The organism is Bacteroidota bacterium, from assembly GCA_018692315.1.
Lineage (GTDB): Bacteria > Bacteroidota > Bacteroidia > Bacteroidales > JABHKC01 > JABHKC01.
This window is the reverse complement of the sequence record JABHKC010000212.1, coordinates 1-25,297: the sequence shown is the minus strand read 5'-3', so window position 1 is coordinate 25,297 and position 25,297 is coordinate 1. Positions and strand designations below refer to the sequence as shown.

Below are 25,297 nucleotides of genomic sequence, written 5' to 3'. Positions count from 1 at the left end.
GTGTGCCACGATGCTGAGTTAATCCAGCAGGTGCAAATCCTGTCAGGGCAATTGGCTGTTCACCCTGAAGAAAAGCGAACAGATAAGTCCGTGAGGATGATGCTGAAGCTTCGTTCTTTCAAATAATCAAGCCGTAATGCGTTGTGCGTTATAGTTGGCAAACTATTTTTGTCTTTTTTTCTTAAATCCCATCTCTGTGAGATATGCCAACAGAGCATCAACTCAAATTTTCTTTTGCTTAATGAACTGCTAAGTACGAGATATGTAGGCTTAGTGAAACTTCATCAGGCTCAACAGAGCTGAGAGAGGAGCAGTGGTGGCTATAATGCTGTTAGCTGCCTACTTGATTGGCTACTGCCATTTTATTCATTCAGTCGTATTTCAATGTCCATTTGTTGATGTAGAATTCTGATAATTTCAATTTCTTCGTTCTTCCAGTTGATTTTATAGAAAATGAAATGTGATTTTATGCGAGAACGAAAATATCCTTTTCTTACTTTACTATAATCTTCACCAGATTTTGGGTTTTCAGCGAGATATTCTATTTCATCAATTATCAAGTTGAAATATCTGTCAGCCTGTTCTATTGACCATTTTTCAATTGTGTATATCCAAATATTTTCAATATCTAAATTTGCTTCTTGACTGATTTTATATTTCATTATTCAGCCAAATATTTTTGATGAAGGTTTTTTAAAAAAGATGTTCGGTCAAAATCTTTTATAAAGCCTGATTTTTCTCCCTTTTTAAGTTCTCTTATAAGTTCTGTTTTTTTAGACTCTTCGTGTTCAAACATCCTTAAAGCAGTTCTCACAACTTCACTTGCAGAAGAATATTTTCCTGATTTAATCTGACGGTTGATGAAATTATCAAAATAATCACCTAACAGAATTGATGTGTTTTTCGCCATAACTTAAAATTTGCTACAAAAATACCAATTCTTGGTAGGATTCCAAAATCAATTTTCAGATTTCGTTCAAACTGGTTTTAGCTAATGGTTTGGGCATGGTGGGTTGAACACCAATCTTGACAAATATTTAACAACTTAAAAACTAAAACAAATGACTAATAAAAATATAGAACAATGCGCTATTTTGTTGTTGAACTAAACTAAAGCTAGCCAATTCCGTAATTTATTCGCCAGATCATCTTTAATATGATATTAAAATATGTAAATATGAAGAGAAAAATGAATTTACGGTAGAATAATTGTTGGATATATTGGATAAAATGCAAAAAAAGGCTTTAAGAGAGCAATTGTTTCTGAAAAACAAAAAAATGAAAGAAAAACATATCAAATATTACCTAAAATTCGGAAAACTAACCGGATATTACACTCTCTCCAAATTCCCCAAATTATTAAAAATACATATAATCCAAATCTTTCACTATATTAGTTCAATCCCGATTTTTCATCGGGACTCAGTAGTTTTTCGCTGTTTTTATATTCTTGGGTGTTAGCTGCTGAACTTAATTAAGTTTTGTCTTTATATCACTAAATAAATCCAATAAATGCTGATTTGATAAATCCATAATAGGCTCATACATAAATGAATTTAAATGTATATTTTCAGGCGTCATTAAATTTACCTGTTCTAATATTTGAATATTGTTTTCATGTGAAGAATCCGTCGAAAACTCTGTTTTATATCTTTCAATAATTTTTCCTGTTTGGCTACCATTTACATAAGATTTGTCAGCAACCTTTGAAAATATAAATTCCTCAGCTTTCAAGCGTATTGCGATTGAAAGACTAATCTTATTTTCCAAGTCAATATTATCATCATTTAGAGATGTTGAAAGAATGTCAGTTGTAGTACAAATAAAGTCAAATACTTTATCGTCATCATTGTATTTACTCAAATCAACACCCTTTAATGTATCTATAAAAATTGGTTTCAAATCTTTAAATATAATATCTCTTGTATTATCCTTTATATGCAATAATGAAGTTAGAAGTTTGTAATTATCACTTTTGCTACCTTCACGATAATCAACAAGGTTTCGCACAAACGGAATCGACGCAATGAAAATCACATTGTCATCATTTATTTTATTTTTCCACCTACCAAATGGATTTGTTATACGTTTCTCTCCACCACATATTAATTTCACTTCACCATTAGCCTTTTGAGAAATAAAAGAATTTTCCCACTTGCTTTTATCTAAAATACGTTCCTGTATTGTTCTAAAAAAATCAAAATTATGAGTTAATATAAGTTGCTTAAAAAACGGATATGTACTTATTTCCTTAACATATTCAATAATTGCATATTTATTTTTATAATCAAAGGAGTCTGCAATATCATCTGCAATAAATAGTGTTTCTTGGTTTGATTCTTTTCTTACTTCAATTTCAAAAATAATATTCAGCAAATAATAAGCTCTTCTTTCCCCTTGACTTAACACTTTTATTAAATCTTGGTCTTTTGCAATATCGTTTTCTTTATTTAAATCCTTATCATAAAACTTGAAATTCAATGTGGGAGCTTCACTTTTTAAAATAACATCTTCTTGATTTTGTAATTCAAGTCTAAAAGGAACAGAAAATCTTTTATTGAAAATATCAATTACTTTTTCCCATTTAGTTGTTTCAACTTTTGCTTGTTGAATAATCTGCTCTATTTCATTTTTGCCTATTTTATATTGTTTAAGCAAGTCTTTGATTGAATCTTTGGTGTCAATAAAATAAGATACCCATACTTTTTTTCTAAATGAGTTAATATCCGATAATTCTGATAAAATATATTTATTATCAAAAAGGTAATCCCTAAACTCTCTTAATTGTGCTGTCGTTAGTTTTTTATCTATTTCATTAAACTTTTTTTGGATATCTTTATCATTTAAGACTTTTTCCATTTCTTTATTAATAAGCTCCGAAAAGTCATCTTCCTTGCTAACTTCTTGTTTAATTTTTGTTTTTGAGTCATACAAATTTATTGAATGTTGAGCTTTAAAGAATCCGTTATCTTTTAGGTTCTTTTGTATTGTACTTGCATTATAATGGTTGAAACCTTTCTTAAGAAAGTCCGATGAATCAATTAGAGAATTATATTTATCTATATATTCAGTTATCTTATGTTTGAAGTCTTTTGTATTTAGGAAGGCTATTATTTTGGGTTCAAAAATATTCTTGTAAATCACACTACCAAAAGTGTTAGTGTAACCACTTGCTTCAAAAGAATCAATTTCAGAAAAAATTTCAAAAAGTTCTTTGCCTGAAAAGCTTGCTGATATCTCCGATTCAATATTATTATTTCGTCCACTTAATCCTGATAGTTGTTTGAACTTGCTCAAAACATTAGATTTTTCCTTATCAATGTCTTTTAGAATTTCTTCATATCTTTTTTTTAAAGAATCATTAACAAGTAATGTGGAAATCCGTTGAGAATGAAATGATGGATTATATGGTTCAATTACAAAAATATTTTCCGGGTTTAAAGGATTATCACTTTCGTCTAACACCATTCTTTTATTAGGTCTTTCAGGAAAAATAATATCTTTCGATTCTTTTCCTTCAGAACAATCAAATAGTGTGTTTGCAAGAGATGTTTTCATCATTCCATTAGGAGAATAAATTAACTGAACATTATTATTTGAAAAATCAAATTCATGTTTAAGCTTTTTTATTCCGTAACAGTTCTCTAATTCTAATTTTAATTTATTCATTTAATTTCATATTTGCAGGATGTTCTTTTGTTTTGCAGCGTAGAGTAGAGCCTGATAGCCTATTCATATTTTTTTTTCTACAAAGAGAAGAAATTTGTTTAGACTATCAGTACCCCCTTCATCATAGATAGTCGTTACATTTGGTGGTGTTTGGTATTAGTTTGCATAGCCATTTTACTTTCATAGGTTTTGATTTACTCCACAACAATTTCATCGACAAACAACCATGCTTTGCCGCCTGCACCGGAATGCCACTCGGGGCATACGCCAATATTTTTGGCTTTTATTTGCACAAAACGTGCTTTCCTTTCAGGGAACGATAATTCAAACAAATAACTTTTTGTCTTTCTTTTGGCCTGTGGTTTTTCGATATTAAACGATTTTGCCGATTGATAATTCTTTCCATCCATGGAAACACTTATTTCAATCATTTCCGGTAAGAATATCCAGCTTTTAATATTTTCAAGGAAGTCAACTTTTATAGTGCTTACCGGTTTTGTTTTACCAAGGTCGATCTTAGCGTGAAAATCTACTCCTTCGAATCCCAGATAGTTTTCTGCATAGTTATCTACTTCTCCAAATTTACTATCGCCTATGGTTAAATCGCCAAGAGCCGCATATTTCTCACTATAAGGATTTTTGTACTGAACAGAGCTAAAAGCTACCGACTGCATAAATTCCACTTTAGTCTCAAGGCTGCTTACATGATTTGTTTTAACAGAAATAGCGCTTACTGTTGTTGATTGGAATAACACAATTGACTTCTTATACTTTTGGGACCCATGATTCGGCGTACTTCCATCAAGGGTGTAAAATATTTCAGCACCTTTGGTTGGCGAACTTAGATCAACAATGGCACTATCTGAAAATAGGGCTTTATGTTCGATTAGTTTTCCGTTCATCAATACAACCGGAGCTTCAGTAATATCTGCTTGTTTGCCTTGCATTTTTATGACAAAAGCATGTTGAACTTTTCGTTGATTTTCTGATTGCCATAATTCCGGAAGTTGAATAAGAATTCCATCTTCGTGCTGTTTTTTCCATGTCAGGGGCTTATCATATCCCAGCAGATAAATTTCAGAGCCTTCGTTAGGCTTTGCAAATTTTAGTTGAACAGACTGGCCGGGCCATTCCGTTAAAACCGCATATAATACTGTTTCTTCCTTATTTTGGATAAAATACATATTCTCTGATTCTTTATAGTGTTTGGTTCCTCTCGAGTTATGAATAGCTTCTCCATTTACATCCATCCATTCACCAATTTCTTTCAAAAGTTTGATACTTTGCTCAGGGAAAAGACCATCGGCAGTAGGCCCAACATTCAGCAAGTAGTTTCCGCCTTTTGCGGCAATATCAACCAGATTGTGAATAAGTATTTTTGTTGATTTGAAATTCTCGTCAAATTGATTGAAACCCCAGTGGTCGTTCATGGTCATACATGATTCCCAATCCAGATTTGAATATCCTTTCAGGATTTCCTGCTCGGGTGTTCCAAAATCTCCTGCTGCATCCTCGTAGGCATTCATACCCTCCATTCCCTGACGGCCTTTCCCAACTCGGTTGTTAATTATCAAATCGGGCTGAATATTTCGTAAATGTTTATACAATTCCTTGCCCTGATCCTTGGTCCATTCGGTAATCCACTCTCCATCAAACCAGAGTACTCCGATATTTCCATAATTGCTTAACAATTCCTCCAACTGCGGGTACATATAGTTAGCAGCATATTTCGGAAACTCCGGGTTCGGGCCTGTTCCGTAATTATATTCGGGATGATTTATGCCCTGTGCCTGTGGGTGGTTCCAGTCCATAATGGAATGGTAAAAACACAAAGTAATGTTTTCTTTTTCACATGCTTTAGCGAGATCTTTCAGCAGATCCTTTTTGTATGGAGTTCGTTCCATGTCAAAATCAGAAACATTGGACTTCCACAGGCAAAATCCATCGTGATGTTTTGAGGTGATGACGATATATTTCATTCCGGCATCTTTAGCTATCCGAACCCATTCGCTGGCATTGTAATTCACAGGGTTAAATTGCTCAGCGTATTTTTCATATTCTTCAACCGGAATGTTGGCTGTTTCCTGAATCCATTCGGCATGATTTTTTTCTTTGCCATACTGGCCGGCCGGAACAGCATATAATCCCCAATGAATGAACATGCCAAAACCGGCATCACGCCACCATTGCATGCGTTCGTTTTTCTCCTCTAAAGTTTCGGTTTCGATGTAATTACGTTTTTCTTTCTCTGATTCGGAGAAATTACAAGCTGCCAGAAAAACTATGATTGAAATAAATAAGAGTGTTTTCTTCATATTAGTTAAATTTTTGTTTATTTCACGATTATTTCATCCATAAATATCCAATTTTCGCCTCCTTTGTTTAGGTACCACTTTGGATTCTTTTTCATTCCCTTTGCTTTAATTCGGACGTATCTTTCTGGCTGTTTTTTAAAATCAAATTTTACTTCTTTAACCCAACTTGTTAAAATAAATTTGTAATCTCCTGACAATATGGGTGTAGCACATTACATGTTTTTCTTACTGACACCAGTTAAATATAGTCCTTACAAAGTTTCAATTTTCATTTTAATTAAATTGACTTCATTTTTAAGATTTGCTACTGTTTTTTGGAGTTCTTCCTGAGGAATATTTGCATCGGGCAGGTCGGAATTTATGAAATGGATAAATTTCCAAACTTCTTTTACATCCTCTATTTTCAATTCGTAGGGTTTGTATAATGGATTCAACGATGATAGAATCAACTTTCTGCTGCTGGCAATTTTGTTTTCTGCTACTTTAAAAACAATTCCATCGTTAACTGTCAGAATAATATATGCTTCTCCACTTTTTATGGTATTCCAGTTTTGCACAAACTCGGCAGTTATCCACGAGCCATCGGTAATTGGCAGCATCGAATCGCCATTTATTTGGAATGTTCTGTATTTTTTTTCTTTCGAAAGAAAGGGCAAATTAAAAGCCGGCAGTTCTTTAATAAATTCCGGATCGGCAAAACCTGATGTATAGCCGGCTTTTGCTTTCTCGTGTACCAATTCTATGTTTTCGTTGTTTCTGCTATCTACAGTTGTTGTCAAAACTCTCAATTGACTTCCTTTAATATAAATGTCATTTCCTCTTTCCAATTCGGAAAGTTGGCTCTCCGAAAGCAAGCTTAAATCGGTTTTTACAAGCGTATCAATCGACACTTCAAAATATTCTGATAAAGCAATCAGTGCCGAAATATTCGGTCGTGCAATTTCATTTTCGTAACCACTCAAAGTAGAACGCTTCATTTTTAGCGTCATAGCCATTTCGTCCTGGGTTCTGCCTTTTCGCTTTCGCAAAAGTTTAATATTTGAACTGAATTTCATGATGGATTGGAAATTAGAAATTAGAAATTGGATGCAAGATGCAGAATGTAAGATGCAGGATGCTGGATATAGGATACAGGAAATTTAAAATCATATTTGTTTATTTTTTTACTAATTCTATTTTTTTATTTCAATAAAAATGATTATATTGTAAGCAATAAAATGATTAAATAATAATCAAAGGTAATTAAAAAAAATGAATTATGAAAAGTAAATTTCTAATTAGTGCTTCTAAGAAAACTCCATTTTCTTCAAATGGCTCTAAGAAGACGGCAAGAACAAGGCTTGTGAAGAATTTGGAACTCAGGAGTTTACTTTTGTAAATGACTGATTAAAAATTCAAGCATAACGAAGTTATTGTCGTCTTCTTAGAGCCATTAATTATCAAAAATCAGAACCAAAATACTTGGATGTTGGATATTCCGTGTTGGATATTGAAGATTGAATATCCAGTATCTTGTATCCAGCATCGTGCATCTTGCATCCAATTTCTAATTCCTAATTCATAATTTCCGCCTCCCATGAGAACAGTAGTACATTTCGATTTAGATACATTTTTTGTTTCTGTAGAACGTTTGCTAAACAGCAATCTGGAAGGAAAACCTATAATTATTGGCGGAACTTCAGATAGGGGAGTAGTTTCGAGTTGCAGCTACGAGACCCGTCTATTCGGAGTAAGTTCCGGAATGCCAATGAAACTTGCCCGAAACCTTTGCCCCGATGCAATGCTCATAAGGGGCGACCACGAGCAGTATAGCAAATATTCGAATTTGGTTTCGGAAATAATTGCCGAAAAATCTCCGGTTTTCGAAAAAGCATCTATCGACGAGCATTATATTGATATTACAGGAATGGACAAATTTTTTGGCTCGCTCACATGGACTAAAGAACTTCGTAGCACAATTATTGAAAATACGGGCTTGCCCATTTCTTTTGGTTTGTCGGTGAACAAAACCATATCTAAAATTGCCACAGGCGAAGCAAAACCTAATGGCGAATTGCAAGTTCCCGAAGAAAATGTCAAGCCATTTCTTTATCCATTGTCGATTAGGAAAATTCCGATGCTCGGGAACAAAACTTTTCGGCTTCTGCGTTCTATGGGTATTTCTACAATAAAAACACTTAGCCTTATTCCTCCCGAAATGCTTGAAAAAGTGCTGGGAAAAAACGGCATTGTGTTGTGGAAAAGAGCAAACGGGATAGATTCTACACCAATTGAACCCTACTCTGAAAGAAAATCGATAAGCACCGAACGGACTTTCGAGAAAGATTGCATCGATATTAAATACATAAATGACCTTTTGGTTACTATGGTCGAAAAAATTGGTTTTCAGTTGAGGAAAAAGCAAAAACTTACGGCTTGCGTAACAGTGAAAATTCGCTACTCAAATTTCGATACGCACACTATGCAAAAACGAATTGCTTATACATCTTTTGATCATGTACTAATTGATATTGTAAAAGAACTTTTCAAAAAGTTATACCAAAGGCGAATGCTTATACGATTGGTTGGTGTTCGTTTTAGCAATCTTGTACATGGAGTTCAGCAACTTAACCTTTTCGAGGACACTCCCGAAATGATAAAACTTCATATGGCAATGGATTTGCTGAAAAGAAAGTATGGCTCTAAAATTGTGAGGCGGGCTGTTGGAGCTTAAATGCTATTGACTGCTGGCAATTTGCTGACAGCTAACAGCTAATACCCAACAGCAACATCATCGCCACGCGGATCGGCACCACCTTCCAGATTATTGTCGGGCAAAACAAGAATTGCATCTACACGTCCTATCGGCAACCTTTTTTGTAGTTTATGTTGCATTTTTTCGAGATGAAAAATCCGGCTGCTGTCAATTGCTCCTTCTTCAAAATAAATCACATCGGGTAGCCACTGATGATGAAATCTTTTTGCGGAAACTGCTTCCTGCATTGTCATTTCAAATTCGGCAACATTCATTATGGTTTGAAAAACTGAGGTAATGATGGTTGAACCTCCTGGCGAACCCAGCACCATGAACAACTCGTTGTCTTTTTCGAGAATTGTAGGTGTCATAGAGCTAAGCATTCGTTTGTTCGCTTCTATTGAATTTGCTTCGCCGCCGACCAATCCGTAAGAATTTGGGATGCCGGGTTTTGCACTGAAATCGTCCATTTCGTTATTTAGGAAAAATCCTGCTCCTTCTACTATGATTTTTGAGCCATAGCTCCGGTTCAGCGTAGTGGTAGCAGAAACTGCATTTCGCCATTTGTCAACAATTGAATAATGTGTTGTTTCTTCGCTTTCGCTAAATGCTTGCCCATGATTAATGTTTATTGATTCTGAGGCTTTTTTGGGATCGAAATCTTGCATCCTGTATTCGATATATTGTTTTTGCAACAAGCCTTCTGCAGGAACAAAAGTAAAATCGGGATCTCCCAGAAATTCAGCTCTGTCGGCATATACTCGTCTTTCTGCTTCGGTGAAAAGATGAATAGATTCTGCAGAATGAAAGCCCATTTTTGAAACATCGAAATTCTCAACCATGCCGAGCAATTGCGACAAAGCAATTCCACCGCTCGAAGGTGGAGCCATCGAAAATGTTTTGTACGCCTTGTAGTCTGTCATAATCGGTTTTCGCCAAACAGATGAATAGTTTTTCAGGTCATTGTGCGAAATTAGTCCATCTGATTTTTGCATTTCTGAAACTATTTTATCGGCAGTTGCACCGGCATAAAATCCTTCCCGTCCTTTATCCCGAATTAGTTCAAGAGTCTTAGCCAAATATTTCTGAACGAGAACATCATTTTCTTTCCATGCAGTATCTTTCTGAAAAGTAGTTTTGTATGTATTATATTTTTCGAGAAGTTCTTGAATGTAGTTAAAACTTTCGGCTTGTTTCGCAGTTATTCGAAAACCATTTTTAGCCAAATTGATGGCAGGTTGAATAAGTTCGCTGAAATCTAAAGTTCCAAATTTTTCATGGGCTTTTATCATTCCATCGACAGTTCCGGGGACACCAACTGCCTGAGAACTATACAAACTTTTGTAAGGAATAATTTCACCAATGGAATCAAGATACATATCTCGCTGGGCTAATTGAGGAGCTTTTTCGCGATAGTCGAGAGTAGAAACATTGCCATCAGATTGCCTGATGAGCATAAATCCGCCGCCGCCAATATTTCCTGCTGCAGGATAACAAACCGCCAGAGCAAATTCTACCGCAATGGCAGCATCGATGGCACTCCCACCTTGCTTCAAAATTTCTACTCCTATTTTTGAGGCTTCGAGATGAGCAGAGACTACCATCCCATTTTTGGCTATTTGGCCTGTTTCTTGTTCCGTATTTGTACTGCACGAAATTGTGAAAGACAGCAGGAACAAAGAGATAGTGTATTTCAATTTTGAAAAAAGAGGTTTGAATTTCAAGTTGCGAATTCTTGGATTATAAATTTAATATTTCCTTTCGTAAGCTTTCGATTTCTGCAATTGGTAACAAGGTGTATTGAGATATTTTTTCATCAGATTCGCCGTTTTTCATCATCACAATTGCAACCTCTATTTTGTTTTTTTCAATACCTTTTTCAATGCCTTTTCTATATTTAGAATCTATAGTATTATTTAAATCTCTATACGATTTTAAACTTCGTTCGTATTCTTCTATTTCTTCTTTAGTAAAATTTGATATTTCTGCAATTTGGAACAGTTTATTAAATATTTTCTCTTTCAATACTTTAGGATGATTTTGAAATTTATGAAGATTCTTTAAAACATACAACCATTTGTCGAAATGAGTAGTTAGTTCATCTTCTGTTTTGGTAAAATTTGGCATTTGGACATAAATGTATGAAAGCTTGTCGTAAAAAACTTCTTTCTTTTTAGTATCCATCAATTTCACTTCGTTTACTATCGTTTTGTCCTTATCGTGATCGTTGAACCGAAAATCTAAAATTCCAATTGTATAAACCGATTTTAGTTCAAAATTCCAGTTACTGCCTTTTTGTGCCTGACTACGAATCGGGAAGGTGGAATAAAAAATTGTTCGATCTTTAAAAAAATCCTGTTTTGCTTTCTGAATTTCTACTATAAATTTTTCTCCGTTTTCGTTTTCGCAATATAAATCGAAAATTGCTTTTCTTTCTACGATTATGTCCCCTAAGTTTTCTAATTTTCCGTAGGTCAGATTTTTAATTTTTGCTTCATTATCTAACAACTCATTCAATAAATCAATTAGCAAATCTTTATTTGGTTCTTCTCCGAATAATTTTTTAAATCCAAAATCAGTAAACGGATTAACATATTTTTCTTTTTCATTCATATATGCAAAGATAAACTATTTTGTAATTTTTGCTTTCACGAGATTCCTGCCTTCGCAGGAATGAACTTTACAAACTTTCAACTTATATATTCCTATTCATATACTTTCGCTTCAATTTCCCCCTTCATCACCAGCAGGGCATTAGTTGCGAGCGATTTCACGGTATCTTCGTCGGGGAAAATATGAATTGGTGCAATTAGTTCTACTCGTTCGCGGATAAGATTTACAAAACGTTTGCTTTGCGACATGTGTCCTGTCAAAAGAATTGCATCTACTTTGCCTTTCAAAACTGGTGCCATAGAACCAATATATTTTGATACCTGATATGCCATAGCTTCGTAAACTGCTTTAACTTCTTTATTTCCTTCTGAAACCAGCGATTCAATTTTGGCCGGACTATTTGTGCCGAAATATGCTACCATTCCGCCTTTCATCTGTATCATGTTTAGGATTTCTCTTTCGGTATAGCTGCCGCTAAAACACATTTTTATCATACCCCGTAGTGGCAAACTTCCGGCACGTTCAAAGGAAAATGGACCTTCGCCATCAAAAGCCTGATTTACATCAATTACTTTGCCGTTGTGGTGAGCACCAATTGAGGTACCATCTCCAAGATGACAAACAATCAAATTCATTTCTTCGTATTCTTTTACCTGCGATTTGGCAAATTTCCTTGCAACCGATTTGTGGCTTAAAGCATGAAAAATAGACTTCCTATGCAAGTTTGGTAAGCCCGAATATGTCGCAATTTCAGCCATTTCGTCAACTATCACTGGGTCGGCAATAAAAGCTTCCGAATTTTCAATTTTTTTGGAAAGCTGATGTGCAATCAAACCTCCCAAATTGATATGATGGTCGGCAATGGCACTGTTTCTTAAGTCTCGAATCATTGCATCGTTTACACCATAAACTCCCGAAAATATTGGTTTTATTAATCCTCCTCTGCCAACAATTGCCCTAACTAAGTCGAGCCTGATTTCTGCATTTTTTAATTCTTGCAAAATTTTGTCGGCACGGTATTCATCCTGATCCGAAACTTTTGAGAATTTGTTCAGCTCTTCCTGAGTATGATTGACATTTTTTAGAAAAAGTAAATTGGAATTCTGAAACACTCCAACTTTTGTTACGGATTTTTCAGGTTTAATTGCAATGATTCTGGTATTTTCCATGTCTAATATTTTAATGCAGGTTTATTTTTTTATTAAAATTTTATAATCCCATGCGCTAAGCGAAACTTTTGTTTCTTTGTCAATTTCAACAAGTTCGTTAGAAAAATAGTCCAAATATTTTCCTGCAACAAGATCGTTAAATAGTTGTATTTCATGGTGATTTTCACTGAAGTTAAAAATTGCAAGTATCTGTTGTTCAGAATTTTTTCGAATAAATGAATATACATCTTTCGTAAAACTATTATCAACAGAAACGAAATCTCCGCCAAACTCTCCATTCCACAGCACTTTATTTTCATTTTTAAGTTTATTAAGTTTGGAATAAAATTTCTGATATTTAAAATCTGTCCAATCGATTGTATCTTTCTCGAAAAAAGCCAGTCTCTTGTTTAATCCGGTTTCCTGACCACTATAAATTAGAGGCATCCCCGGCACTACAAAGCTAAGAGCTGCAAAACTTTCTGCCCCATCGCCAAGTCGCTCAAAAACAGTCCCATTCCAAGAATTTTCGTCATGATTAGTAGTAAAATACATTCTGTAATCGTTTTTCGAATATTCTTTCAATTCTTTGTTGAAATGGTTTATAAATTCGTTAGTTTCTTTTTTGCCTTGAGCAATATCGTTCATTATGTGCATAAAATTCCAGGCATACGACATGTCGAATGCTTTTTCGTGCAGGTCTAATTGTTCGGCTTCGGCAAGCATAAAAACCGGCTTTATTTTATCTAATTCTTGACGGGCATTGTTCCAAAAATCGGTAGGTACCATTCCGGCTACATCGCATCTGTAGCCATCTATGTTGCATTCCGAAACCCAAAATTTGAGTGCCTCAATCATATATTTCCTCATCTCCTGATTTTCATAATTCAAATCAATTACATCGCTCCAATCATCTACTGGTAAAGTGAAATTTCCTGCACTATCGAGAGTGAAAAAATCGCGATGATCAGCAGTCAAATTATTGTCCCATGCTGTATGGTTCGCGACCCAGTCGATAATAACAAACATGCCAAGATCATGTATTTTCTGCACAAGCTGTTTGAATTCTTCCATAGTGCCAAATTCGGGATTTACATTCAGATAATCTTTGATGGAATAATAGCTCCCCAAACTTCCTTTTCGGTTTAGCTCGCCTATGGGCTGAATTGGCATCAACCACAAAATGCCTACTCCCATTTCTTTCAGTCTGGGCAAATGTTCTGCAAATTTGTTGAATGTTCCGGCATGTGAATATTGCCTCAAATTAACTTCATAGATCGATAAGTTTTTCGACCATTCTGGGTGTTTCATACTTGTCCTATTTTTGTTTTTGTTTATATTCTTTTCAGCATTTTTATTATTGCTATTTGTGCACGATATCAATACAATTATTGACACAATTAGGCTGAAAAAACTTATTTTATTAATCATAATGCATTTTTTTTTACACAATTTATCAAAAATTTTGATGTCAAAAATATTAAAATATTCAATATGAAATTTATTATGCTTAAAATTGTTTTCATACTTCATTTAGTATAAAGGGGATAAAAATAATTTTGTTTTTGAATTAGTAAAGTTATTTCAATTTCCAAAACGGTAGGGCGGAGCATCTTAGCTTATTTCAGTTTCTGAATAAATGAAGAAATGTAAAATATCCATATATTTGTAATCAATTTTTTGAAATAATAATTATTAAATTAAGAATATGGAAGTTTTTAGAGGCCTACAACCAAAATCTGTTTGGCAATATTTCGAGGAAATTTGTAAAGTTCCTCGACCATCGAAAAAGGAAGAAAAAATTATTGAATTTCTATTGAATTTTGGAAAGGAAAATAATTTAGAGACAAAAAGAGATGAAATTGGAAATGTATTGATCTCTAAACCTGCTACAAAAGGTAAGGAAAATGTAAAATCTGTTGTTTTGCAAAGTCATATTGATATGGTTTGCGAAAAAAATTCCGATGTGGTTCACAATTTTGAAACAGATCCTATCCAAGCATTCATTGATGGCGACTGGGTAAAAGCAAAAGGTACTACTCTCGGTGCCGACGATGGAATTGGAATTGCGGCACAAATGGCAATTCTCACAGCTACAAATATTGAACATGGCCCAATTGAATGCCTGTTTACAGTTGATGAAGAAACTGGCTTGACCGGAGCTTTTGAGATAAAATCAGGATTTATGAAAAGCGAAATTCTTCTTAATCTTGATTCTGAAGATGAAGGAGAATTATTTATCGGTTGTGCAGGGGGCATAGATACACTTGCCTATTTCGATTATAAAAATGAGAATGTTCCAACAAATCATATTGCATATAAAATTTCAGTTTCCGGACTAAAAGGCGGACATTCTGGAGACGATATTGAAAAAGGACTTGGAAATTCAAACAAAATCATAAATAGATTTTTATGGAATGCAGCGAACGATTTTGGATTACGAATTTCGGAAATAGATGCAGGAAATCTTAGAAATGCCATTGCTCGCGAAGCATTTGCTGAAATAATTATTCCTGAAGGAAAGGAAACAAAATTTGAGGAATATTTTAAGCTATTTAGCAAAAATATAAAAAACGAGCTTGCTATTACCGAACCAAAGCTTTCTCTTTCCATAGAAACAGTTGAACTCCCTGCGAAAGTTATAGATTTGGACACTCAAAACCGTCTGTTAAACGCAATTTATGCTTGCCCACACGGCGTAATTGAATGGAGTCGCCAGCTTAAAGGAATGGTTGAAACATCAACAAATTTAGCTTCCATAAAATTTAAAGATGGAAAAATTGCAGTTACAACCAGCCAAAGAAGTTCGGTAGATACTGCAAAAAAAGATATAGCCAGCATGGTAGAAAGTGTTTTCAAGCTTGCCGGAGCAAAAGTTGTTCATACTGATGGTTATCCGGGATGGGCTCCAAATAACGATTCTGAAATTTTGAATATTTCGGTAGCTTCATACCAACGGCTTTTTAATGTGAAGCCTGTTGTTCGTGCTATTCACGCTGGTCTGGAATGCGGTTTGTTTCTCGAAAAGTATCCAAATTTGGATATGATATCTTTCGGACCAACTTTGCGTGGAGTTCATTCGCCCGACGAAAGATTGGAAATTAGCACTGTGAAAAAATTCTGGGATTTATTGATTGATATTTTGAAAAATATAGATTAGCATGAAAAGTTGAAAGTATGTAAAGCAGAAAGTATGAAACAAAGGAAGAAATTTGCATTTTTAGAAGTTCCCTAATGTAGTATGAGTAAAATAGAAGTAATATTAGTTGATGATCACAATATTGTGAGAGATGGCATAAAAATGCTACTGCTCGGAAACGATGAAATCGAAATTGTTGAGGAAGCCGGCGATAGTGATGAATTATTCAAAATTTTAGCCACAAAAAAACCTAATATTATTTTACTTGATATATCACTGCCCAAAATGTCGGGTATCGAAATTGCCAAAAGAATTAGCAGCAGCAGTGAGTTTTCCGATATTAAAATTGTCATTCTGTCTTCGCAAACCGACGAACAGTCAATAATAGAATCGCTGGATGCAGGTGCAAAAGGATACTTGCCAAAAAATACTACCAGAGATGAATTAATAAATACTATTATTAAGGTTCACGAAGGGGAAATTTACCTCAACCAAACTGTATCTAACATTCTTAGCAAAAGCTATTTCAGTAAAAAAAATCAGGCTGAATCAAAAGCATATAAAATTTTGAATAGCTTGACTCAAAGAGAGGTAGAAATTATTCGGCTATTTGCCGAAGGAAATAGTTATAAAGAAATTGCAAACAGGCTTTTCATTAGCAACAGAACCGTAGAATCGCATAAAAACAATATTATGAACAAGTTACAATTGAAGTCCATTGTAGATCTTACCAAATTTGCAATAAAAAATGGTATTATTGAATTGTAAGATTGAAGACCTAAACTACAATAATTTGTACATTTAAAATCATATAAATCCAAGTTTACTATAGTTCAAATTATTAGCAAATAATATTTCCAAAAATAATTTTTAAAAACTATAAATAAGTTACAAAAGAACTAATTTTGCGATTTGAATTTAACAATATAAAATATGCATAAAAAGAATTTGCTAAGTGATTTATTTTCAGATTTTTCTCCAGCAAGTACCGAGCAGTGGGAAAATCAAATTAGTAAAGACCTGAAAGGTGGAGATTACGCAAAAAGGCTGATTTCTAAAACAATAGAAGGGATTGATATAAAACCTTATTACCGAAAAGAGGACATTGAAAATTCTATCCTTACAAATTTTTTGCCAGGAGAATTTCCATTTATTAGAGGAAATAAAACCACCGACAATAGTTGGGATATAAGGCAAAACATTGAAGTTTCCGATATCGCCGAGGCCAATAAAAAAGCAAACAATATAGCAAACAAGGGAATTAATTCCTTTGGCTTCATCTGCACCAACGATGCCGATATCTTGAAAAACAATTTTTCGAAACTGCTGGCAGGCATAAAGTTAGATTGTATAAGTCTGAATTTTATAGTTAACAATTTCTCAACAAACATTCTTTCTTTGCTGAAAGAGGAAATTGATGAGCAAGGAATTTCTCCCAATAAAATCAGAGGCTCAATAAATTTTGACCCAATAGGCTATTTTTCATTAAATGGGAACTATTGCTGCAAATCGGAAGAAATATCACTACAAAATTCCAAAAACCTAATAGAATTTGCAAAAGAAAACTTACCGAATTTTCAAGTACTTGCTGTGGATGGAAAAAATTTCCACAATGCCGGTTCATCTATAGTACAAGAATTGGCTTTTAGCTTATCTGCTGGAAATGAATATCTTGCCAATCTTACAGATTTGGGGCTAAGTATTGATGATATTTCAAGTCATATGCAATTTAATTTTGCAGTTGGCTCGAACTATTTCATGGAAATTGCAAAAATTCGTGCAGCTCGATTGTTGTGGTCAAAAATCGTAGATTCATACAAACCTACCGATAAAAATTCTTGTTTAATGAAGATTCATAGCGAAACTTCTAAATGGAACCAAACAATTTACGATCCATATGTAAATCTTTTAAGAACTACTACTGAGGCACTTTCTGCAATTATTGGAGGCACAGATTCTCTGACAGTTTTGCCCTTCGATTCGGCTTTTAAGACAACAGATGAATTTTCGGAGCGGATTGCCCGAAATCAGCAAAATCTTTTGAAAGAAGAGGCTTATATCGACAAAATTATTGATCCTTCAGCCGGTTCTTATTATGTCGAAAATCTTACAAATTCTATTGCTAACGAAGCTTGGAAAATTTTTGTTGAGATTGAGAACCTTGGTGGCTATCTTTTAGCTTTTAAAGAGGGAATCGTTCAGAATAAAATTGTTGAAATTGCAGAAATTAGAGACAACAATATTGCAAAAAGAAAAGAAATTTTGTTAGGCACAAATCAATTTCCAAATTCAACTGAATCAATAAATGATAAAATAAATCCCGAAATTGCCACATCCAAATTTGTTGATACTCAAAATGTTATTGCTCAACCACTGAATCTTTATCGTGGTGCAGAAGAATTTGAAAAACTCAGATTGCAGACAGAAAATTTTAAAGGTAAAATTCCTGAGGTATTTTTGTTTACATACGGAAATTTGGCAATGAGTAGAGCACGAGCACAGTTCGTTTCCAACTTTTTTGCTTGTGCAGGATATAAAATTATTGATAATCTTGGCTTTGAAACCGCTGAAAAAGGAATTGAAACTGCCATTGAAAGTAATGCAGAAATTGTTGTTGCATGTAGCTCTGATGATGAATATTCTGAAACTGTGATTGAAATTTTTAACAGATTGAAAAACAAAACATTATTTGCAGTGGCAGGTTTCCCAAAGGCTTCGGTTCAGAAATTTCAAGAAAATGGCGTTGAAAATTTCATTCACGTAAAATCGAACGTGCTCGAAACTTTAAGAATGTTTCATAAAAAACTGGGAATTTCATAATTTCTGACCCCAAAAAATAAATTATTCTCCTGAAAACTTTTCACAATTGGAATATATTTTAAAATATTTTGAAGAACTTCTTATTTTAATGAATGAAATGTCTCCATATCTTCTATTGGGATTTTTGATTGCAGGGATTCTTCATGTCTATTTTCCAAAAGATAAAGTTTCAAAATATCTTGGTAAGAAAAAGTTTTCTTCTGTTTTTAATGCTGCTTTGATTGGAATCCCTTTGCCTTTATGTTCGTGCGGAGTAATCCCAACTGGAATTTCATTTTACAAAAATGGAGCCTCAAAAGGTAGTACTACTTCTTTTTTGATTTCAACTCCTCAAACAGGAGTCGATTCAATCTTGGTAACTTATTCTCTTATTGGGCTGCCATTTGCTGTGATTAGGCCAATAGTTGCGTTTGTTACCGGAATTGTTGGGGGTTCGTTAGTAAACAAATTTGATAAAAATGAAGAAAATATTTCTGTAAATATTGAGAACAAAGAAGTTGTTCAGGAAAATAAAAATAGCCCAACTTTAAAGAAAATTTTCAAATATTCTTTTGTGAGTTTTTTTGATGATATAGCCGATTGGTTACTTATAGGCTTGTTTCTCGCAGCTTTAATTTCAATTATGATACCTGACAATTTCTTCACAAACTTCCAGTACAGCAATTATTTGAGTATGCCCATTGTTTTGCTGGCAGCGATTCCTCTGTATGTTTGTGCTACAGGATCAGTACCAATTGCAATGGTACTTCTTATGAAAGGAATTTCTCCTGGTGCAGTTTTGGTATTTTTGATGGCAGGCCCGGCAACAAATATTGCTACCATAACAATCATTAAAAATAGTCTTGGAAAGAAAACTTTGCTTTATTATTTGTTTACAATAATTGGCGGTTCGCTATTTTTTGGTTTTATCATAAATCAATTTTTACCAAAAGAATGGTTTTTTGGAAATATTTCAAATGAGTTAGTACAGCATCACGATTCTCATTTTCAGACAGATTGGGTTAAATATGCATCGACTATTATTTTGTCTTTTTTGCTTATTTATTCCTTTTTTAAGAGAAATATTCTTGCAAGGTTTTTTAATAATGGAAAAACAAGTATTTACAAAAAAACAGATTTTAATAATATGGAAATCATAACATTAAAAGTTCAGGGAATGACTTGCAATCATTGTAAAGCCAATGTTGAAAAAAATATTACAACTCTTGTCGGAATTGAAAAAGTATATGCAGATATAAAAAATAATAGTGTAAAAATAAACGGAAATGGAATTGATTTACAAAAAGTAAAAAAAACTATTGAAAGTTTAGGATACACCTGTAAAGAAAAATAATACGAAATCTATAGAAAAGACTATAAAATACGGAAATAAAAATAAATATTATGAGACCAAAATTTTCGGAAACTGATTTTATTACAAAAGGAAATACAAATAAATCAGCCATTGAATGGGAAAAGGAAAATAACATAAAAGCAGATTGGAACACAGCCGAGCAAATTCCATTAAAACAAGCATATACACATCGAGATTTGTTAGATTTAGAACATCTTGATTTTTCAGCAGGAATTGCACCTTTTTTGCGCGGACCATATTCCACAATGTATGTAATGCGTCCATGGACAATTCGCCAGTATGCCGGTTTTTCTACTGCCGAAGAGTCTAATGCTTTTTACAGAAGAAACCTTGCTGCCGGACAGAAGGGATTATCTGTAGCTTTCGATTTAGCTACACATAGAGGCTACGACTCCGACCATCAACGAGTAGTCGGAGATGTAGGAAAAGCCGGCGTAGCAATAGATTCAATCCTCGACATGAAAGTTTTGTTCGATCAAATTCCGCTCGACAAAATGTCTGTTTCGATGACAATGAATGGAGCCGTTTTGCCTATTTTGGCTTTTTATATTGTTGCAGGTATAGAACAAGGTGTTCCAATAGAAAAACTTAGTGGAACTATCCAAAACGATATTTTGAAAGAATTTATGGTTAGAAATACTTATATCTATCCACCTGAATTTTCTATGCGAATAATTGCGGATATTTTTAAATTTACTTCAGCTAACATGCCAAAATTTAATTCTATAAGCATTTCGGGCTATCATATGCAAGAAGCAGGAGCAACTGCCGATATTGAGCTTGCATACACTCTCGCCGATGGTTTAGAATATCTTAGAACTGGCATAAAAGCCGGAATGGATATAGATTCTTTCGCACCAAGGCTGTCGTTTTTCTGGGGAGCTGGTATGAATCATTTTATGGAAATTGCAAAAATGCGAGCTGCTCGTATACTTTGGGCAAAAATTGTAAAATCATTTAATCCGAAAAATCCAAAGTCGATGGCTTTGAGAACTCACACACAAACCTCTGGTTGGAGCCTTACAGAACAAGACCCATTCAACAATGTTACCAGAACTTGTGTTGAAGCGCTTAGTGCAGCTCTTGGACATACTCAGTCTCTTCATACAAATGCTCTTGACGAGGCTATTGCACTTCCAACCGATTTTTCGGCACGAATTGCACGAAACACTCAAATATATCTTCAAGAAGAAACACAAATTTGCAAAACGGTAGATCCTTGGGGTGGCTCATATTATGTCGAGCATCTGACTAAAGAAATTGCCGAAAAAGCGTGGAAACTTATACAAGAAATTGAAGATTTGGGTGGAATGGCGAAAGCTATTGAAACCGGTATTCCAAAAATGAAAATTGAAGAAGCAGCTGCTCGCAAACAAGCTAAAATTGATTCCGGTAAAGACACAATTGTTGGCGTGAACAATTATAAATTAGAAAAGGAAGACCCAATAGAAATTCTTGATGTTGATAATACAGCCGTTCGGAAATCTCAAATTGAAAGGTTAAATAAACTGAAAAGCGAAAGAAACGAACAAAATGTTCAGCAATTGTTGCAAGCTATTACAAAATCTGCAGATAGCGGAGAGGGCAATCTTTTAGAATTAGCTATTGAAGCAGCAAAAAATCGTGCTTCGCTTGGCGAAATCTCTGATGCTTGCGAAAAAGTTGCCGGAAGATATAAAGCCACAATCAAGTCAATTTCAGGAGTTTATTCATTCGAATCTAAAGATGATATGAAATATCAAGAGGCAAAAAAGTTAGTAGAAAAATTTGTTGAAAAGGAAGGAAGGCAACCTCGAATTATGATTGCAAAAATGGGACAAGATGGCCACGACAGAGGTGCAAAAGTTGTAGCTACCGGCTACGCTGATATTGGCTTTGATGTAGATATTGGACCACTTTTTCAAACACCTGAAGAAGCTGCTCGCCAAGCCGTTGAAAATGATGTACATATTCTTGGAGTTTCGAGCCTGGCTGCCGGACACAAAACTCTGATTCCAAAAGTTATAGCTGAGTTGAAAAAACATGAGCGCGAAGATATAATGGTTATAGCTGGAGGAGTTATCCCACCTCAGGATTATCAGTTTTTATATGATGCCGGTGTAGTAGGAATCTTTGGGCCTGGGACTTCTGTCTCCAAAGCTGCCATTAAAATTTTGGAGGTTTTGGTTGAGGAGTAGTTTTGTAAAAGAAATTGAAGAAAATCTTATCTAATGAATATTCATTTTCAAGCAACTTAAAAAAAACAGTTTCGTCTGAAAACAGAAGTTTAAAGCCAAAATGGATTTAGCGAATAAGGCAGTAGTAGAGAGATTAGTTGAGGCATGTATTAGAGGCGACCGAAAAAGTCAGCAGTATTTGTATCAGACATTTTATGGTAAGATGCTTGTAGTTTGCAGACGATATGCCGACAATAATGAAGATGCAAAAGATATTTTGCACGATGGTTTTATTAAGGTGTTTCAAAAAATTTCGGGCTTTAAAAACTTAGGTTCTTTAGAAGGTTGGATTAGACGAATAATAGTGAACAATGCTATTGATAATGTGAGAAAAAAGAAAGAGTTTCTTTTATCATCGGAAGACGATACTACATTGGAAAATATTGCGTATGAGGCAAATGATGAGACTGAAGCTGAAATGCTTACAAAAATGAAAGCAAAGCTAATAGTAAAGCTTATGCAAAAACTCACACCAAAATATCGGGCGGTTTTTAATCTTTATGCAATAGAAAACTATCAGCATAAAGAAATTGCCGAAATTCTGAATATTAGCATTGGTACATCAAAATCGAACTATTCGAAAGCGAAAGCAAAAATCAAAGATTTTTATCAAGATTATGTCAACAAAAATGAGATATATAAAGAAAATGAATTTTGAAACAGAAATAAGGGAAAAGCTTAACCAGCTTGAATTAGAATATGACCATCAAGAATGGCTCAGGCTTGAGAAAAGCCTTCCTGCACCAAAAAATATTTCAGGTATTGGAAAAAATGCTTTCCTAAAAACAATGCTTGCCCTAATTGTTCCTGCAATCGCAGTTTTTTCATTTTACTACTTCTCTGAAAATGAGAAAGTTGAAAATGAAACTTCAGTTGAAAAAATTGAATTAAGCGAAAGCAAAACCTATCTGTCAGAAGATTCGGAAACTATTCCAGAAAAAATAGTTGATATTAAAAATGATAAAGAAAACTTAATACAAAGTGAAATTAATACTTCTTTGCCTGTAGCTAAAGTAGAATCTAAAAACGAAAATAAAAGCACTGAGAAATCAAATTCTCAAAAAGAATTAAACTCTAAAACAATTGAAAAAGCCAATGATAGCAATCAGAAAAATTCATCTGAATTGAAAGCAGTTGAAGAAAAAATCAATTTGGTGCCAAACAATAATTTTAGTGTTAATATTTCGGAAGGTTGTAGCCCGTTGACAGTTACATTTTCGCCAAGAGAAAAAAGTGACACAATATTTTACCTATGGAATTTTGGAGATAAACAGATTTCTACCGAAATCGAACCAGTTCATGTTTTTACTGATGCAGGTAGTTTTGATGTTTCGTTGACAGTAACTTATTTCAAAAGCAAAAATAAAGAAAGCAAAAATGTTTTACCTAATTTAATCAATGTAAAACAAAGCCCTTGTGCAGCTATTGAACTATCTGAAAATAATAACAATTATCGATTCACAACAATTGCGAAAAATTCGTGCAATTACAGATGGTTGATTTTTAGCGAAGAAATGTCTTCTGATTCTGAATTTGAACACACTTTCGTTAAAGATGGAAAATATTTTATTTCGCTTATTGCTGTTGCAGAAAATGCATGTATTGATTCTGTTGCAAAAGAAGTAGATGTAAAAATTGACCATAATATCCTGATACCAAATGCTTTCACACCTGACGGAGATGGCTACAATGATTTCTTCGGTGCAATTTGTAATGAAAAAGAAAAATACGAATTCGAAATGAAAATTTTCAATAAGCAAGGTGTGCTAGTTTTTGAATCCAAAAATATTGACTCACAGTGGGATGGAAAAATGCAAGGTTCAAATACTGATGCTAAACCTGGCGTTTATGTTTGGAAAATACTTTCTATAGACAAATACAATAACGTTCGAACAAAAATGGGTAATTTGAATTTGATGAGGTAAGAATGAACATAAAGATTTTTCAAGCATAAATAAATTGGTAGCCATATCAAAGCTTGAAAATGCCAATACAATAATAATAAGTGAGAACATTGACAAAGTGAACCGATATTAACAACGGTTCATTAAGCAAAAGAAAATTTGAGTTGATGCTCAGATGGAATATCTCTCAGAGATAGGATTAAAGAAAAAATACAAAAATAATTTGTGAGCATAAAGAATTCTTTTATTTTTGCAATGGTATTTTTACTTTAAATTATGAATATCAAAGTCAATCAATATTAGAACATGAATTGAGTAAAACAAAAAATAATAATAAAGAAATAAACGGAATTTTCTGTTTATACTAATGTTGGCATTAATTACAAAATGAAAATACGAATAACCTTAATACTATTGTTGACTGCTACTACTTTTTGGTCGTATGGACAAAATAAGTTTGAGTGTCAATGTAAAAGCTATTTTCAAACAGTATTTAACCTGACTGACAAAGACAACAATAAGTTATTAGTCTGTGGAGACAACATTGATACAATCACAACAAATTCAAAAGAAATAACCTCAATATCTGTTTATGACTGCTCGAACAAAGAGTTAGTTCTAACTTACGACTATGATGAAATCATACCATTTACAGTAACTAAATATAAAGACAGTATAGCCTTTTACAACCACCATTTTGTTCCAATAGGTGACGATTGGAAAATGACAAGCTTACCATTTACCGAATGGACAATTAAATTCGTTGAAGATACCGCTGAAGTTACCGAGGGTCGAGTAATATTTAACTATCCTGACCTTTCACAAATTCAAATAGATTCTATAAGTGATCTGTGTAAAGTGCTTAATTCATATAAGGACAAAGAAAAAACAATGTATCCTCTTGATTATGAAACAATATATGTCCTTTTTATAGGAGCATTAAAAAATATTAAAGATTCAAGGACAATTTATGAGAACTTGAAAGAACGATTTGAATTTGACGGAGCGGCAGCAGAAACATTAGGTGAAATTCATTACAGAACATTGATAGAAAATTAAAAAACTAATGCCAACACCTAAGAATATAAAAACAGCGAAAAACTACAGTGCCTGGCACTGTAGTTTTTATATTCGTTGTTGAGCTAAACCCAAGCCGGCGGGCTTAAAGTGAAGGATTTGGCGTATATGTATTTTTAATAATTTGGGGAATTTGGTGGGAGGAGGAATTTCCGATTTGTTTTCCGGTGATTATTTTCAATTGACAGTTTTTTAGCCTGATTAATTCATAAACTTTTTTTTCATAAACGTTTCTACAATTTTCATGCTCAAATATATTAACATTGATGAGTTTTAGTTAATTTTTTTATTCAATTTTAAATTTTACC

18 protein-coding genes are annotated in these 25,297 nt (G+C 33.8%); 9 read left to right on the top strand and 9 right to left on the bottom strand.

The window, feature by feature from the left end:
• Positions 1-362: 362 nt before the first annotated feature.
• The 5 genes from HN894_15670 to HN894_15650 all read right to left on the bottom strand — a co-directional run bounded on the left by HN894_15670 (position 363) and on the right by HN894_15650 (position 7,039).
• The gene (locus tag HN894_15670; protein MBT7144761.1) at positions 363-662 is read right to left on the bottom strand and encodes a type II toxin-antitoxin system RelE/ParE family toxin; all 300 of its coding nucleotides are present in this window, start codon (positions 660-662) and stop codon (positions 363-365) included.
• Positions 662-910, bottom strand: coding sequence for a type II toxin-antitoxin system ParD family antitoxin (locus tag HN894_15665; protein ID MBT7144760.1), 249 nt, complete (start codon positions 908-910; stop codon positions 662-664). The genes HN894_15670 and HN894_15665 overlap by 1 nt, the downstream gene beginning before the upstream one ends.
• A gap of 560 nt (positions 911-1,470) precedes the next feature.
• Positions 1,471-3,669, bottom strand: a complete 2,199-nt coding sequence (locus HN894_15660) for a hypothetical protein (GenBank protein MBT7144759.1) — start codon at positions 3,667-3,669, stop codon at positions 1,471-1,473.
• A gap of 194 nt (positions 3,670-3,863) precedes the next feature.
• Positions 3,864-5,984, bottom strand: a complete 2,121-nt coding sequence (locus HN894_15655; protein MBT7144758.1) for a hypothetical protein — start codon at positions 5,982-5,984, stop codon at positions 3,864-3,866.
• A gap of 251 nt (positions 5,985-6,235) precedes the next feature.
• A complete protein-coding gene (locus tag HN894_15650) occupies positions 6,236-7,039 on the bottom strand; it encodes a LexA family transcriptional regulator (protein ID MBT7144757.1) in 804 nt (267 codons plus the stop codon).
• A 521-nt stretch (positions 7,040-7,560) separates the two neighbouring features.
• Here HN894_15650 and dinB point away from each other — a divergent pair.
• Positions 7,561-8,697: a DNA polymerase IV gene (gene dinB, locus HN894_15645; GenBank protein MBT7144756.1), complete on the top strand. Its 1,137-nt coding sequence runs from the start codon at positions 7,561-7,563 to the stop codon at positions 8,695-8,697.
• Between the two features lie 38 nt (positions 8,698-8,735).
• On the opposite strand, the gene ggt is transcribed toward dinB, so the two are convergent.
• The 4 genes from ggt to HN894_15625 all read right to left on the bottom strand — a co-directional run bounded on the left by ggt (position 8,736) and on the right by HN894_15625 (position 13,790).
• Positions 8,736-10,322 carry a gamma-glutamyltransferase gene (gene ggt / locus HN894_15640; protein ID MBT7144755.1) on the bottom strand — a complete coding sequence of 529 codons (1,587 nt, stop codon included), beginning with the start codon at positions 10,320-10,322 and terminating at the stop codon, positions 8,736-8,738.
• A gap of 136 nt (positions 10,323-10,458) precedes the next feature.
• On the bottom strand, positions 10,459-11,331 hold the full coding sequence (locus HN894_15635) for a PD-(D/E)XK nuclease family transposase (protein MBT7144754.1): 873 nt from the start codon (positions 11,329-11,331) through the stop codon (positions 10,459-10,461).
• Positions 11,332-11,423: 92 nt separating this feature from the next.
• Complete coding sequence (gene buk, locus HN894_15630) at positions 11,424-12,500, bottom strand: butyrate kinase (GenBank protein ID MBT7144753.1); 1,077 nt, start codon at positions 12,498-12,500, stop codon at positions 11,424-11,426.
• 21 nt (positions 12,501-12,521) lie between these two features.
• Entirely contained in the window at positions 12,522-13,790 is a 1,269-nt protein-coding gene (locus tag HN894_15625) for an alpha-amylase (GenBank protein ID MBT7144752.1), read from the bottom strand.
• Positions 13,791-14,187: 397 nt separating this feature from the next.
• On the opposite strand from HN894_15625, the gene HN894_15620 reads away from it, so the two are divergent.
• From HN894_15620 to HN894_15585, 8 genes are all read left to right on the top strand, one after another.
• Positions 14,188-15,639, top strand: a complete 1,452-nt coding sequence (locus HN894_15620) for an aminoacyl-histidine dipeptidase (protein ID MBT7144751.1) — start codon at positions 14,188-14,190, stop codon at positions 15,637-15,639.
• Between the two features lie 81 nt (positions 15,640-15,720).
• On the top strand, positions 15,721-16,386 hold the full coding sequence (locus tag HN894_15615; GenBank protein MBT7144750.1) for a response regulator transcription factor: 666 nt from the start codon (positions 15,721-15,723) through the stop codon (positions 16,384-16,386).
• 165 nt (positions 16,387-16,551) lie between these two features.
• Positions 16,552-18,438, top strand: coding sequence for a methylmalonyl-CoA mutase small subunit (locus HN894_15610; GenBank protein ID MBT7144749.1), 1,887 nt, complete (start codon positions 16,552-16,554; stop codon positions 18,436-18,438).
• 46 nt (positions 18,439-18,484) lie between these two features.
• Entirely contained in the window at positions 18,485-19,771 is a 1,287-nt protein-coding gene (locus HN894_15605) for a heavy metal-associated domain-containing protein (GenBank protein MBT7144748.1), read from the top strand.
• A 50-nt stretch (positions 19,772-19,821) separates the two neighbouring features.
• Complete coding sequence (scpA, locus tag HN894_15600; GenBank protein MBT7144747.1) at positions 19,822-21,969, top strand: methylmalonyl-CoA mutase; 2,148 nt, start codon at positions 19,822-19,824, stop codon at positions 21,967-21,969.
• A 100-nt stretch (positions 21,970-22,069) separates the two neighbouring features.
• Positions 22,070-22,666, top strand: a complete 597-nt coding sequence (locus tag HN894_15595) for a sigma-70 family RNA polymerase sigma factor (GenBank protein ID MBT7144746.1) — start codon at positions 22,070-22,072, stop codon at positions 22,664-22,666.
• Complete coding sequence (locus tag HN894_15590) at positions 22,638-23,933, top strand: T9SS type B sorting domain-containing protein (protein ID MBT7144745.1); 1,296 nt, start codon at positions 22,638-22,640, stop codon at positions 23,931-23,933. Before HN894_15595 ends, HN894_15590 begins: the two co-directional genes overlap by 29 nt.
• 366 nt (positions 23,934-24,299) lie before the next feature.
• Positions 24,300-24,971 carry a hypothetical protein gene (locus HN894_15585; GenBank protein MBT7144744.1) on the top strand — a complete coding sequence of 224 codons (672 nt, stop codon included), beginning with the start codon at positions 24,300-24,302 and terminating at the stop codon, positions 24,969-24,971.
• Positions 24,972-25,297: the final 326 nt, after the last annotated feature.